The 14,986-nt window shown below is 39.2% G+C and carries 14 protein-coding genes and 1 tRNA gene; 7 read left to right on the forward strand and 8 right to left on the reverse strand.

Going from position 1 to position 14,986, the window contains the following annotated elements; genetic code table 11:
• Positions 1–195: 195 nt before the first annotated feature.
• From CAP51_RS05240 to rutA, 5 genes are all read right to left on the reverse strand, one after another.
• Positions 196–1,530 carry a solute carrier family 23 protein gene (locus CAP51_RS05240; protein WP_087619665.1) on the reverse strand — a complete coding sequence of 445 codons (1,335 nt, stop codon included), beginning with the start codon at positions 1,528–1,530 and terminating at the stop codon, positions 196–198.
• Between the two features lie 50 nt (positions 1,531–1,580).
• On the reverse strand, positions 1,581–2,117 hold the full coding sequence (gene rutF, locus CAP51_RS05245) for an NADH-dependent FMN reductase RutF (RefSeq protein ID WP_245809087.1): 537 nt from the start codon (positions 2,115–2,117) through the stop codon (positions 1,581–1,583).
• A 192-nt stretch (positions 2,118–2,309) separates the two neighbouring features.
• A complete protein-coding gene (gene rutC / locus CAP51_RS05250; RefSeq protein ID WP_087619667.1) occupies positions 2,310–2,693 on the reverse strand; it encodes a pyrimidine utilization protein C in 384 nt (127 codons plus the stop codon).
• A 46-nt stretch (positions 2,694–2,739) separates the two neighbouring features.
• Positions 2,740–3,477 carry a pyrimidine utilization protein B gene (gene rutB / locus CAP51_RS05255; protein ID WP_087619668.1) on the reverse strand — a complete coding sequence of 246 codons (738 nt, stop codon included), beginning with the start codon at positions 3,475–3,477 and terminating at the stop codon, positions 2,740–2,742.
• Complete coding sequence (rutA, locus tag CAP51_RS05260) at positions 3,474–4,586, reverse strand: pyrimidine utilization protein A (protein WP_087619669.1); 1,113 nt, start codon at positions 4,584–4,586, stop codon at positions 3,474–3,476. The genes rutB and rutA overlap by 4 nt, the downstream gene beginning before the upstream one ends.
• A gap of 306 nt (positions 4,587–4,892) precedes the next feature.
• On the opposite strand from rutA, the gene CAP51_RS05265 reads away from it, so the two are divergent.
• Positions 4,893–5,543, forward strand: a complete 651-nt coding sequence (locus CAP51_RS05265) for a TetR family transcriptional regulator C-terminal domain-containing protein (protein ID WP_087619895.1) — start codon at positions 4,893–4,895, stop codon at positions 5,541–5,543.
• Between the two features lie 19 nt (positions 5,544–5,562).
• Here the strand turns inward: CAP51_RS05265 and CAP51_RS05270 are convergent, their stop codons facing one another.
• On the reverse strand, positions 5,563–6,162 hold the full coding sequence (locus CAP51_RS05270; RefSeq protein ID WP_087619670.1) for a malonic semialdehyde reductase: 600 nt from the start codon (positions 6,160–6,162) through the stop codon (positions 5,563–5,565).
• A gap of 22 nt (positions 6,163–6,184) precedes the next feature.
• Entirely contained in the window at positions 6,185–6,961 is a 777-nt protein-coding gene (gene rutD, locus CAP51_RS05275) for a pyrimidine utilization protein D (protein WP_087619671.1), read from the reverse strand.
• Between the two features lie 464 nt (positions 6,962–7,425).
• Between rutD and CAP51_RS05280 the strand changes: the two genes are divergently transcribed.
• Positions 7,426–8,721, forward strand: a complete 1,296-nt coding sequence (locus tag CAP51_RS05280) for an MFS transporter (RefSeq protein WP_087619672.1) — start codon at positions 7,426–7,428, stop codon at positions 8,719–8,721.
• A gap of 62 nt (positions 8,722–8,783) precedes the next feature.
• Here CAP51_RS05280 and CAP51_RS05285 read toward each other — a convergent pair whose 3' ends face one another.
• Positions 8,784–9,794, reverse strand: a complete 1,011-nt coding sequence (locus tag CAP51_RS05285) for a sulfate ABC transporter substrate-binding protein (RefSeq protein ID WP_087619673.1) — start codon at positions 9,792–9,794, stop codon at positions 8,784–8,786.
• A 257-nt stretch (positions 9,795–10,051) separates the two neighbouring features.
• Here CAP51_RS05285 and CAP51_RS05290 point away from each other — a divergent pair, with 257 nt between their 5' ends.
• The 5 genes from CAP51_RS05290 (at position 10,052) to CAP51_RS05310 (ending at position 14,856) form a co-directional block, all read left to right on the forward strand.
• Entirely contained in the window at positions 10,052–10,390 is a 339-nt protein-coding gene (locus CAP51_RS05290; RefSeq protein ID WP_140404401.1) for a hypothetical protein, read from the forward strand.
• A gap of 263 nt (positions 10,391–10,653) precedes the next feature.
• Positions 10,654–12,165, forward strand: coding sequence for a glutamate--tRNA ligase (gene gltX / locus CAP51_RS05295; RefSeq protein ID WP_087619675.1), 1,512 nt, complete (start codon positions 10,654–10,656; stop codon positions 12,163–12,165).
• 70 nt (positions 12,166–12,235) lie between these two features.
• Positions 12,236–12,311: transfer RNA gene (locus tag CAP51_RS05300), tRNA-Ala, on the forward strand.
• A gap of 180 nt (positions 12,312–12,491) precedes the next feature.
• Entirely contained in the window at positions 12,492–13,703 is a 1,212-nt protein-coding gene (locus CAP51_RS05305; protein ID WP_087619676.1) for a tyrosine-type recombinase/integrase, read from the forward strand.
• A gap of 160 nt (positions 13,704–13,863) precedes the next feature.
• A complete protein-coding gene (locus CAP51_RS05310; protein ID WP_087619677.1) occupies positions 13,864–14,856 on the forward strand; it encodes a hypothetical protein in 993 nt (330 codons plus the stop codon).
• Positions 14,857–14,986 lie beyond the last annotated feature (130 nt).

Genomic DNA, 14,986 nt, shown 5'->3' on the forward strand with positions numbered 1-14,986 from the left:
GAATAAAAACAATATAAAACAGCATAACAGTTAAAATATATAAATCTATATTGCACAATAAGAACACAAAATGCACAATATTAAAGCTGTCCTGCACCTAAATTAAAAACATAAGAATTAAAATATATTATTTATTAAGTAGTTTTAAATATAAAAAAAGCACTTGTAAATAAGTGCTTTTTTATATAACTAGAATTAGACTTTTTTAAGATCTAAATCTTCAGGTATAGCTTCTTTTATACTTTTCTCTCGATTTAAAAATAAATTAAGTAATATCGCTGCAAATGTTGCTGTTCCAATACCACCTAAATCAAAACTTCCAATATGAATTGAATAATTACCAGTCCCCATAATAACTGTCACGGCAGCAACAATCATATTGCCATTCTTAGTAAAGTCTACCTGATTATTAATCCAGATACGTGCCCCGGCAATGGTAATCAAACCAAAAACGACGATTGATGCTCCACCCAAAACCGCAGCGGGTAAGGTACTAATCACTGCACCAAATTTTGGTGATAATCCCAATAAAATTGCAAAACAACCAGCCACCACAAAAATAATGGTGGAATAAATTTTTGTTGCAGCCATTACACCAATATTTTCTGCATAAGTGGTTAAACCCGTACCACCAACCGATCCTGACAATGTAGTACAAAAACCATCTGCAAAAAAAGCACGTCCCATATAAGGTGAAATATTTTGCCCAGTCATGGCACCGACAACTTTAAAATGAGCCAGATTTTCTGCCATTAAAATAATAGCAATTGGTGCAATTAGTAAAATTGCATCCATTCGAAATTCAGGTTGATGAAATGTTGGTAAACCAAACCATGCTGCATTTGCAATAGGTGTAAAATCAATAGGTTTTCCGAAACCCAATATATTAGCTGTAATAAAATAAATAAAATAGGCCAATAATAAGCCCACTAATAGTAACAGTCTTCTTAGCATTCCTTTGGTAAATACAGCTACACTACCAATACATAATACAGTGACCAATGCCATCCATGTATCAAAACTATTATCTGAAATCCCTTTAATTGTAATCGGGGCAAGGTTTAAGCCTACGATCATGACAATCGCACCGGCCACAACTGGAGGTAATAATTTTTCCAGCCAATCCGACCCAGTCTTCATGATGAGTAAGCCCATTAATGCATAAAAAATCCCACAAATAACAGTACCACCTAAAGCTACACCAATATTGGGATTTCCACCGCTACCACTATAGCCTGTCACAGCAACAACAGCACCAATAAACGCAAAACTTGCGCCTAAATAGCTGGGCACTCGTCCACCTGTAATGATAAAAAACAGGATCGTACCTATACCTGAAAGCAGCATTGTCAAACTAGGATCAAATCCCATCAGTAATGGTCCTAACACTGTTGCCCCAAACATGGCAAAAGTGTGTTGCAGTCCTAATACAATAGATTGTCCTGCGGGTAAATATTCATTCATTGCTACTGGTGTTTTTTCGATATCACCAGTATAAGGTCGCCATTTTACAAACCAGCTTTCTTTCATTATGTACCACCCCGAGATTACTCATTCATTGCCAAGATCAGGATAAAAAATCAGTGATGTTTAGTGAGTTGGTGATATGCCCGGTCAAAATAAATCAGACTACGAGCGCCTTGTTTTTGCTGAATCTCTAAGACTTCGCAAAAGAAAATATCGTGTGTTCCCATACTGGTAATCTGTTTAACCTTACAATCAAATGCCAGCATGGCATCCTGTAATACAGGTGAACCGGTTACCAGTGTTTGCCATTGTCCCTGTGCAAAGCGTTCATCCATGGGTGTTTTGCCACCAAATAAATTACTTAAATCCTGATGTTCTAAAGCCAGCGTATTAACACACAGCACCTGATTTTTTTTAAAAGTTTCATAGACCGATGCATTGCGGTTTAAGCACACCAAGAGTGTTGGTGGTGTATCCGTTACACTGCATACTGCGGAAGCGGTAAAGCCCGCACGTCCAGCATCGCCATCAGTGCTGATAATATTGACAGCAGCAGCCAGATTACTCATGGCATTTCTAAACAATTGTTGGGTGTTAGATAACACTGGTTTTGTACCTGCATTGAGGTCTTTTTCCACTTTAGCCACCATGTGATTTGATTGTGCTGTATGTGCTGTCAAATTTCTGGCCTGAACAATCGAATTCATTGATATATCTCCTGTACATCCGCAAGACTTGTACAGCCATGGCTTGGTGACTCATCCGGTCAATCCTGCTCAAAGCACCATACAATTGTCTTGCGTCTGGCAATTTATTGTTTCCAACATATTGAATAAATGGACTTATCCAATATGTGCAATTGATGCAATTTCGACTAATGCATCCGGTTTAACCAAACCGCACTGTATGCAATAGCGAGCAGGTTTATCATTGGGGAAAAATTCGGCATAGACCTGATTGATGTCAGCATAATCCGCCCAGTCTTTGACAAAGATCGAATTAAAAGTCACGTCATCCATGCTACCGCCCGCGGTTTCAATCACGGTTTTGATGGTTTGCAACACATGCCGTGCCTGAGCTGCGGCATCGCCAACAAAAACCACATCGTTATTTTCATCCAACGGCAGCGTACCTGAGACATAGACAATATTGTCGGCCAACGTTGCAGGAACATAAGGGGCTAAAGGTTTTCCAGTACCTTCCGGGATAATGACTGTTTTCGCCATGATTGTTCTCCAAAATTTAAGCAATAATTGAATATGAAAAAATGAGTTAAGCCGCAGAACTTTGTGTGCTTTTCACAAAACATTGCTGCATACTGGACACATCAGATACCCAGCCAAAAAAGGTTTTGACGTTATATAAGGTGGCTTCATGTGCTTCACGCGGACCGGCCTGATAACATGCGTCATCAAGCAAAACCCCAAAATATTCAAGGAAGAAACCATCACGCAAGGTGGATTCAACACAGACATTGGTGGCAATCCCAGTAAACAGTAGGTTACGAATGCCACGGGCACGCAGTACGCTATCGAGCGAAGTATTGAAAAAACCGCTATACCGTGGTTTATCAATTACAATATCGCCTTCAGCTGGTTGTAATTCATCGACCAGTTCATAATCCCAACCGCCTTTGGCCAGCAATTTGCCTTGTAACTCAGGTTTTTTACGCATGGTTTTAATGGCATTGGATTTATGAAAATTGGGGGAACCCGCACCACCAGCTTCGACATATTGGTCATCCCAACCATTACGGAAAAAGATCACCTGAATACCAGCTTGATGCGCAATCTCAATTGCCTTTTTAATCTGTTCAATCACTGGTTTGGTGGTCGATACATCAAAACCAGCCAAATCCAAATAGCCGCCAAGACTGGCATAGGCATTTTGCATATCCACCACGATTAATGCGGTTTGTTTCGGATCAAGCTGTAAAGACTCTGGTACAGCACTAAGTACAGGTGCAGATTCAGGGGTGAAATCGGCACGTAAAGTTTCTATATGGCTCATGCGCTTTTCTCCAGATTGGCAACCTGACTTGGAATCGGACTATCTACATCTATACGACTTTTCATGAGTGGCTGGATTTTGGTGCCAAAATCTTCTACACCCTGCACAAAATCATCAAAGGTTAATAAAATGCCATCGGTCCCTTTGACTTCGGCAATTTCATCAAGCATGGCAGCAACTTTTTGGTAAGAACCCACCAAAGTTCCCATATTGATATTGACCGGAGAAACACTTGAAGCCATATGACGAATATTAGTATCACTGCCGGATTTGGTATCTTTTGCACCTTGATCCTGTAACCAATGAATGGCATCCATATCTGCACCATCGTTATAGCACTGCCATTTTGCCAATGCTTTTTCATCACTATCGTCAGCAATCACCATAAACAGAACATACGTTGACACATCACGTCCGGTTTTATCCGTTTGGGCTTTTAAACGATCATTAATACCAGCATAGGCAGTTGGGGTATTTAAGCCTTTACCAAAGACAAAATTGTAATCTGCATATTTTGCCGAGAATGCCAGACCTTCATCAGATTGGCCGGCACAGATGATTTTCATGTCCGCCTGAGGAATCGGTTTCACCTGGCAATCATCCATTTTAAAGAATTCACCTTTAAAATCAGAATGTCCAGATGCCCACAAATCACGTAACACTTGCACATATTCAGATAAATATTGGTAGCGTTTGCCAAAATATTCATCACCCGGCCACATGCCCATCTGGCTATATTCCGGTTTTTGCCAGCCAGTGACCACATTTAAACCAAAACGACCATTTGAGATTGAATCAATGGTAGAAGCCATACGCGCCACAATCGCAGGTGGCATCACTAATGTTGCTGCTGTTGCATAAATTTGAATTTTGGACGTCACGGCTGCCAGACCAGCCATTAAAGTGAAGGTTTCAAGGTTATAATCCCAGAATTCTGTTTCACCACCAAAACCACGCAGTTTGATCATCGACAAGGCAAAGTCAAAACCATAATGTTCAGCCAGTTGTACGATCTCTTTATTTAATTCGAAGCTCGGTTTGTATTGCGGTGCTGTTTTCGAAAGCAACCAGCCATTATTTCCAATTGGACAAAATACACCAACTTTCATGTTGCACCTCTCTTTAAAAAATACATTTCAACAAATGGATTAAAACCATTTCTTCCATTTTGATATATTTTTAATTAAGCAATACTCGTGCCAACTAATTTTAATAATATTTATCATATATTTATATTATTTTATGCACTTTATTTTTTTGACCATATGGTCAAATCAAATGCATCAAAAAGGTACTATCCGCACAATTCATGTGCAATTTATGCAAAAAATAAAGTCCTTTTTTTATTATGGATTTATGACAGCGCAAGCTGTTTTTGCTATGATGAGCACACCTTTATTGGCTATGCACCACTCATGACCGTGACCATAAAAAAGCAAACTATTGCCAAATCATCCATTTCAAAAAAACAACAACTGATTATTCAAGCTGCCTTAAAAGTTTTTTCGCTCTATGGTTTAACCGGGGCAAGTATGGAACAAATTGCCCAAGAAGCAGACATGTCTAAATCCAATCTGTTTTATTATTTTGATAGTAAAGATGAGCTATATACGGCTGTACTTTCTCATGTACTAACGGAATGGCTAGCACCATTAAATGATATCCAGTTGGAACAAGAACCTGCTCAGGCACTTAGTCACTATATCGACGTAAAATATCAGCTGTCGAAAAAAATGCCGGAAGCATCCAAACTATATGCACTGGAAATTATTCAGGGCGCTCCGCATTTAACCAAGATTTTAAAGGGTCCATTAAAGGCACTGGTCAAAGAGAAAACTGCGATCATTGATGCATGGATTGCTGCTGGAAAAATGAAGCCCATCTCTGCCCTGCATTTAATTTTTCATATTTGGGCGGTGACACAGCATTATTCTGATTTTGCGGCACAAATCGAAGCAGTGAGTGGCAAGAGCTTGTCCAATAAAGTCTTTGCACAAGATGCCAAAGCCACAACACTGCAATTACTGGTTGAAAGTTTAGTCATTAAAGAGGAAACCGTAGCTTAATCGTACGATTCCCTAACAATTAAATAATCTTGCAAGCATCGTCAAAGCTCAGACGCGGCAAACGGGCAAATAATTTTTCTGTTACGCCATAACCAATATTAATGATCAAATTGGATTTCCATGTTGTACCAGCAAAAAAGGTTTCATCAACCAGTTTTGGATTAAAGCCAGACATCGGACCTGTATCCAGTCCCAGACTACGACATGCCAGAATCAGATAAGCCGCCTGCATCGAACTATTGCGAAAAGCAGTTTCATGTGCCAATTCTGCACTGGAAGTAAACCATGAGCGTGCATCGCCATGTGGAAACAGTTCCGGTAATTTTTCATAAAATTCTGCATCATACGCCACAATCACTGTAACAGGTGCAGTCATGGTTTTTTCCAGATTTCCAGAAGACAAAGCAGGTTTTAACTGCGCTTTTGCTTCCGGTGATTTCACAAATAAAAAACGTGCAGGTGAACAATTGGCAGATGTCGGTGCCATTTTGACCAGATCATAAATTGCCGCAATTTGTGCATCTGTCACGTCCCTATCCTGCCATGCATTATGGGTACGTGCGTCCAGAAACAATTGTTTGAGTACATCTTGCTGCAAACTCTGTTGATCAATTGTCATGTGTTATCTCCTGTTCCAATAATTAGGCTTGATTTAAAAATTTAATCAGAATGTCATTTACACTAGCCATCTGAGTCACTGTACTGGCGTGCGCACCACTGGTCAGCAACTCAAGTTCGGCATGTTTGATTAATTTGGCCAGTTCAAAACCACGTTGCCACGGCACCAGAAAATCATCCTGATTAACAATCACTAATGTCTGATTTTCGATTTCTGATGCTGTGATTGCAGGTCGATACTGTTGTAAGGCATTTAAACGTTTTAATACATTTTCTATAGGCGCAAAAGATGCAATCATCTTGTCTTCTTGTGCCTGTAGTGAGGTGGCATGTGCAGAAATCCAAGCCGGCGGATATAAAAACAATGCCTGCGCACGGACATAAGCTTCTATCCCTGCATGCTGCAATAATGCTGTGCGGGCTTGAAAACATTTCTGCGTATGTGCATCCAGTTGATCCCAAGCATTAATCAATACCAGCTTATCCACCAATTCAGGATAATGCTTTGCCAATTCCAGCCCAATAAAGCCACCCAGTGCATGACCAATAAAATGACAGGCATGTAATTTATTCTGCTGCAAAATTTCTGCAAGCTGTTCGGCCAAATGCAGCATACTGTAACCATCAGGCAATTGCGGACTATCTGCAAATACGCCCTCCTGATCATAACAAAGTACCTGAAAATGCTCAGTCAACGCCTCAATTTGTGGTTGCCAAAAATGTGCATGTCCACCAAGTCCGGAACTTAACACCACGGTTTTATCGGTTTGATGCTTACAGGGATAGAGATATACGCTCATAAGAAAAATATAAATAATAAAAGATAAGATTATTTAAGCAAAAACCGCACCAATTTTACCAAATGATCAAAAATAAAAATTAATAACACTTTGTTTTTCTTATTTAAACAAAAAATTATTATTCAATTTAACAATTAAGTAACTCGCAAAAACGGATTTTTTAAATTTATGCTTAAACTAAATTTTTGAATTCTATTGGTACCGTTGTATAGATCTAATTCCAAATATTTTCAAATATTTATCATCTAAAAAATTAAAACTTCCATGATACAGTAATTAAATCACGACTATCCATAAAATTACTTTATTAATCATAAACTAACAATAATAAATTATTTATCAACATAGGTATTAATTTAACATGTGATCTTAGATCGAGGTGTAGCGTCGTGTTCTTCTCATAAAATCTTTTAAGCGTTAAGATGGATGTTTCTTTCATTTCTTAATATTTTAGGAATCATAAAATGCAGCAAATCTACACACCAGAAGAAAAGCGCAAACGGATTTTTGGAATTGTAGGTGCAGCTTCAGGAAACCTTGTAGAGTGGTTTGATTTTTATATTTACGCTGTATTTGCGATTTATTTTCAACACGCTTTAACGGCCCCGGATATGGATGATACAACACAAGCCATTTATGTCTGGGGTGTGTTTGCAGCAAGTTTCTTTATGCGACCTATCGGTAGCTGGCTCTTTGGTCGCATTGCCGATAAATATGGCCGTAAACGCTCTATGGTCATTTCTATCACATTGATGGCATTGAGTTCGTTTCTGTTTGCTGCTTTGCCAACCTATGCTCAGGTAGGTATGCTTGCACCTTTCTTACTTTTATTTGTACGTTTACTACAAGGTCTTTCTGTTGGTGGCGAATATGGTGCAGTTGCCACCTATATGTCAGAAATTGGTTTAAAAGGTCAACGCGGATTTTTTTCTTCCTTCCAATATGTAACCTTAATTGGTGGACAATTACTGGCAAGTTTACTCAGTGTCATTATTTTATTCTTTATGAGTGAACAACAATTAATGGATGGTGGCTGGCGTATTCCTTTCGTGATCGGTGGCGTTACAGCAATTATTTCTCTTCTGACCCGTCGTAAATTGGAAGAAACACTCGTTCAAGATGAAACTAAAAGTGAAGACTCCGGCACCATGCGCGCATTATTTCGTGATCACTGGAAATCATTTTTATTGGTCGTAGGTTATACAGCAGCAGGTTCCCTGACTTTTTATATCATTACCGTTTATTCCAAAACTTATTTCACCAAAACACTGGGAATGGATGGGCAAACGACAGGAATCATGATGACCTGTGCCTTGTTTGTTTATATGATTGCACAGCCATTTTTCGGTTATTTCGCCGATAGAGTGGGTCGAAGAACTGCCATGATGCTATTTGCAGGTTTGATGGCTATTTTTATTTATCCAGTGATGGTCATTGGGATGAGTAGCTTTGCACACAGCCCTGTCATCATTACCTTGCTCTTAATTTTCTTGATGTTGATTCTTAGCTTCTACACTTCAATTAGTGGCTTGGTGAAAGCAGAAATGTTCCCTCCACATGTACGTGCTTTGGGCGTTGGCTTTTCCTATGCAGTAGGAAATGCCTTATTCGGTGGTTCAGCACCAGCAGTGGCGTTAAAATTCAAGGAGATGGGTATTGAAAACGACTTCTTTATTTACGTTATTGTAATGCTTATTATCTGTTTTTTATGTAGTTTAAGTTTACCGAAGAAACCTAAATTCCTTGAACATGAACACTAAATAAATAATCAATTACAGAAAAAACGTCATCTCTAAATCATTTAGAGATGACGCCGATTTTTTTACTTACGATCAGCATAAATCTGGTCAAAAATAGCGCCATTTACAAAATGGGTTTGCTGTGCCTTCGCCCAACCACCAAACACTTGATCAATGGTGAATGTCTGAATTTTCGGGAACTTGCTGGCATATTTTTTCGCTGCAGCAGCATTGCGTGGACGGAAATTATATTTTGCTGCCAATTCCTGTCCTTTTGGTGAATAGAGATAATTCAGGTAGCCTGTCGCCAGATTACGATTACCATTTTTATCCACGACCTTATCTACGATTGCCACAGATGGTTCAGCCAGAATTGAAATTGAAGGATAAATAATCTGATATTTATCTTTATCCGGCCCCTGTGTAGCAAGCAAGGCTTCATTTTCCCATGACAATAAAACATCACCAATGCCACGCTCTGCAAATGTGGTTAACGATCCACGGGCGCCCGAATCCAGCACTTTAACATTATGATAAATTTGTTTTACCAATTCGCGTGCTTTGGCATCATTCCCGCCCGGCTGTTTCAATGCATAACCCCAAGCAGATAAGTAAATCCAGCGTGGTGCACCACCTGTTTTTGGATTTGGCGTGATAATTTCCACACCATCTTTGGTGAGGTCATTCCAATCTTTAATATTTTTAGGATTGCCTTTACGCACTAGAAAAACAATAGTTGAGGTGTAAGGCGCAGAGTTGTTTGGAAACTCTTTTTGCCATCCTGGCTGGATTAAACCAACATTGACGATCTCTTCAATATCATTGGCCAATGCCAAAGTCACAACATCGGCCTGTAAACCATCAACAACCGCTCGAGCCTGTTTGCCTGAACCGCCATGAGATTGTTTAAAATCCACTTTCTGTCCCGTGCGTTTTTGCCAGAATGTACCAAACTCTTTGTTGAATTCCTGATAAAATTCCCGTGTCGGATCATACGATACATTTAGAAAATCTTTTGCCAATACGTGGGATGTTGACAGACTGATCGCTAATACCGCCCCAAACTTAACCAATTTATTTAAATTTATTTTCATTGCTGTTTCACAACATTAGATATGATTTTGGCACTATAATTTTCAAAACAAAATTTTAGAAATATTATTATGTGATAAACAATTAACAATGCATTATAAAGCACCTATCTTGATACTTTAACATAAAACGTGATAGAGTTAACAAAATGACATAGGTTAGTTGCAAATTGAAATAAATTGCAGCAACTTATTAATGATAATCATTTATTTTTAGTTTAAATTTTACGCTATTCCAGAATATTACGAGGACGGCAATCATGCGATACAAGTCGATCATGCTCATCATCAGCTTAAGTTTCGGTGTTGCATCGGTCAGTGATGCCGCCCAGCTACAGACACAAATCAAAGATAAAAAAGATGTGTCAATTATCAAAAATGTTGCTGCAACGTCATTAAAACCTGTGGATAAACCAGTTTTTACCCCCAATCAGTCGGTATTAGATCAATTGCTGAAAGAAAATGGGCAACAACAGACAACGGCTGTTTCAACTGAAGAAAGTCGTGCTTTGGCTCGATTAAATAATTACTCACCAAATCCATTCACCGTCCAAAACAAAACCATCAGTTCATTATTTAAACGCTTGTTTGGTGGTTAGTCGCATCATGCATTTTTTGCTCAACATGCAAATATGTTGAGCTTATTCAGCTATTTTCAATCACGCAAACCTCTTGCTAAAAGGTATACATTCAGGCTCTTTAATCCATCGCGCTTTTGTCATTTTTAAATCTCTATTTTATTTTGCCATTCTATTCTTGAAAACGCCCCTTTTAACTTAGTCAATCCTACGTAACTAGTCTGTAGTGATGCTGGGTTTTTCGCTATAATGTCCTTTATCATCAAATTTTTAGATTTCTAATTATGACCGTCCGTACTCGTATTGCACCTTCTCCAACAGGTTTCCCGCATGTTGGTACAGCCTATATTGCTTTATTCAACTTATGTTTTGCCAAACAACATGGTGGAGAATTTATCTTACGTATCGAAGATACTGACCAACTGCGTTCAACACCTGAATCTGAAAAAATGATTCTGGATTCCCTACGTTGGCTGGGACTCAACTGGGTTGAAGGTCCGGATATTGGTGGTCCACATGCACCTTATCGCCAGTCTGAGCGTATGGGCATCTATAAGCAATATGCGCTGGAACTGGTGGAAAAAGGTCATGCTTTCTACTGTTTTGCGACACCTGAAGAACTAGATCAAATGCGTGCAGAACAACAAGCACGTGGTGAAACACCAAAATATGATGGCCGTGGTTTAAAATTATCACAAGAAGAAGTCGAACGCCGTCTGGCTGCAGGTGAACCACATGTCATTCGAATGAAGGTACCTGAACAAGGTATTTGTACTGTCAACGACTTACTCCGTGGCGAAGTTGAGATTCCATGGGCTCAAGTTGATATGCAGGTGTTATTAAAAACCGATGGCTTACCGACTTATCACCTTGCCAATGTGGTAGATGACCATTTGATGCAAATTACCCACGTGTTCCGTGGTGAGGAGTGGTTACCTTCTGCACCGAAGCATCAATTACTTTATCAATATTTTGGTTGGGACATGCCGGTGCTAGGTCATATGCCTTTATTGCGTAATCCGGACAAATCCAAACTCTCCAAACGCAAAAACCCAACTTCGATTAACTACTATCGTGACATTGGTGTGTTACCTGCTGCCTTGCTAAATTACCTTGGTCGAATGGGCTGGTCTATGCCGGATGAGCGTGAAAAATTTAGTCTGGCCGAAATGATCGAAAACTTCGACATCCAACGGGTATCTTTAGGTGGACCCATTTTTGATATTGATAAATTACACTGGTTAAATGGACAATATTTAAAAGCCATGACACCGGGACAATTACTCGATACGATTTTATCTTGGCAAGGTAATCGCGATAAACTTGAAGAAATTGCCGCAGCGATTCAACCTCGTATTAACTTATTATCAGAAGCGGTGAATTGGGCTGGGTTTTATTTCAACCATATGCCAAGCATTACCGCAGAACAATTTGAAAGTAAAAAACTCTCACAAGAACAAGTGCGTCAGAGCCTGCAATTTGCCATCTGGCGTCTGGAAAGTTTATTTACCTGGAATAATGACACAGTGAGTCAAACCCTGATGGATCTAGCCAGTCAGATGGAAATTAAACTGCGTGATTTTATGCCGACTTTCTTTATTGCCATTGCAGGTTCAACCAGTTCAACACCAGTGATGCAATCCATGGTCACCATTGGTCCTGATTTAACCTTTGCCCGTTTACGTCATGCGCTGGAAATTGTTGGCACCCCCAGCAAAAAAGAAGAAAAATCCTGGCAAAAATTCAATGAGCAATTAAAATTGCCTAAAAATGAATCAGTTGATCATGCGGAATAATTAGACTGAATTGACATCGTCTCGTCATCTGCATAAGATGGCGAGGCAATTTAAATTGATTGCTGAAAATGGGGTCATAGCTCAGTTGGTAGAGCGCTACAATGGCATTGTAGAGGTCAGCGGTTCGATCCCGCTTGACTCCACCAAATCGCAAAAACATGCAATGAATAGCACCGATATAAGGCTTGAATCTAAAGGATTTAAGCCTTTTTTGTTGCCTTATCCACGACTATCTACCCCTTGCAATCGTTGGTATATTGTTGGTATTTTTGTTGGTATGAAATGATACCAACAGATTTATACCAACAAATTGAGGGCAAAGCCTTATGTTGACTGATGCGAAGATAAGAAAGATCAAGCCTGATACCAACAAAAAAACGCCCAGTAAATACAGCGATACCAACGGGCTGCAATTGCATGTTTTCCCCACTGGTCGGATGACCTGGATATATGCCTATCGTTTTCAGAATAAGCAGCGTTCTTTAACACTGGGTAGTTATCCGGATGTATCACTGGCAGATGCACGCATTAAAGCCACAGAAGCCCGAAAAATACTAAATAATGGTATTGATCCGAACCAAGCCAAGAAAAACAACCGGATCCAGTTAGACGGTGAAAATAGCTTTAGATATGTGGCACTGGAATGGCACAGCAAAAAAGCCGAAACATGGGCAGTCAGTACCGTTAAAAAAATCCGTACCCGGTTGGAGAAGGACATATTTCCATATATTGGTGATATGGAGATTAGCACCATTGAGGCCCCTGACCTATTGGCGGTCATTAAGCGTATTGAAGGACGTTCACCTGATACGGCCAAACGTGCGTTACAGGAATGTGGGGCAATCTTTCGTTATGGCATGGCACTGGGCAAAAATAAACACGACCCCAGCCAAGCATTAACCGGGTTATTACTCCCAATCAAGCAAAACCATTTTGCAGCATTAACCGAACCAGCACAGGTTGGCGGATTGCTTAGGGCAATTGATGGGTTTACAGGTTCTTTTGTAGTGAAATGTGCCCTACAACTTGCACCACTATTTTTTGTACGGATTGGTGAACTACGCACGGCCAGGTGGAGTGATATAGATTTAGATGCAGCAGAATGGCGATACTTTATCACCAAGACCAAGCAAAATCATATTGTCCCCTTGTCTACCCAAGCTATAGCCATCCTAAAAGACTTGCAGCAGCTTACAGGACAATACGAACATGTATTTATTGGTGGACGTGACCCAAAACACCCCATGAGTGATGCAGCAATCAATGCAGCCCTTAGACGTATGGGATTTAGTACAAAAGATGAGATTACCGGGCATGGCTTTCGTGCCATGGCCAGAACCATATTGCATGAGCAATTAGGCTATGAGCGTGATGTTATCGAACACCAGTTAGCCCATGCCGTACCAGATAGTTTAGGCACAGCCTATAACCGTACCAAGTTTTTAAAACAGCGTAGGGAGATGATGCAGCACTGGGCGGATTATTTGAATGATCTAAAACAGGATGTTATCCCATTCCCTAAAAATAAACGTGCGTAAATAGCACGACAACTTACGCCACGCTAATACATGCCACGACTAGCCATTACCCCATAAATCGATTAAGATTAAATCGTTAAGCCTAGGCTGATCCCCGAACGTGCGTACCCCATCGCATTGGCTTAACTATTTTTGATTGGGTATGCTGTGGGAGGCATGTATGAAACAAAATCCAATTCCGTACTACACACTAAAACAAGCTGCGAAAATATTAAATAAAAAATTTAATACTGATGCTTATAATAGTAAAACCATTGTATCTATGGCATTGATTTATGAGCTAAATTTATATGTTATGTTTTTTGGGCAGTGGTCTATCAGTTGCGATTGCCATGTACCAATTAAACTAACCCATGAAGAAGATGAGAATAAACAGATCTACAGAGAAATTGTATTGGATATTGAGAACATTATTGAAAATTCTATAAATCATTCTGCTACATTACTGAGACTAGATGATTTTGCTCTTGAAAATATAAATGCAATTGGTAAACATAACTTTAACCCAGATTGTGATAGCAGGGGGTTTGATGGTTTTTTAAGAATTTCTGACCTATTTTGTGATGATGGATTTAATACTATATCTAATATTTTATCGAATCATTATTTTAATTCAGTATCAAGGCTATCTAATGAACAAATTAATGATATTGAAATACTTGCAATTTATCCAATGGCTACAGGACTAACAGACTATAATTATTTAAGACCAATAGCAAAGCCATTTTCTTATGATGATGAAGATCAAAATGAAGAATGTTATAGCTATTACCCATATATACAAACTAAAGATGTGTTAATTACGCATATTCAATTAGAAAAAATACTAAATGGAGAATTAAACAGTAGATGGAGAAATAAAGTGACACATGATGAAAATTATCAGCAAACAAGTGACGTAGAACGGCGTGGGGTTAGTATAGCCAAGAGTAACGCAAAATTAGCAGCCAGAACTCTAGCGCAATACTTGTGGAGTAAAGATACAGATCAAAATACCAAAATCCTTGAGATGGCAAGAATGGTACACAGTGAACTACAAAACACTGAACACCATACCCAACTACCAAGTATTGAATCAGTAAAAGAATGGTTAAAACTAGTAGCCCCGGTATATGCAAAACAAGCAGGCAGACCATTAGGAACAAATGATTAAAAAAACAACGGAAAGTTCTACTTAATGGGGATTAAGTAGAACTTTTTATCTATTACATTATAAAAAACAAAAACATACTTCATCTATCAGCCTAGCAACTTCTAGCAATGGCAATCAATGATAGGTGAAT

This window comes from Acinetobacter populi, from assembly GCF_002174125.1.
Lineage (GTDB): Bacteria > Pseudomonadota > Gammaproteobacteria > Pseudomonadales > Moraxellaceae > Acinetobacter > Acinetobacter populi.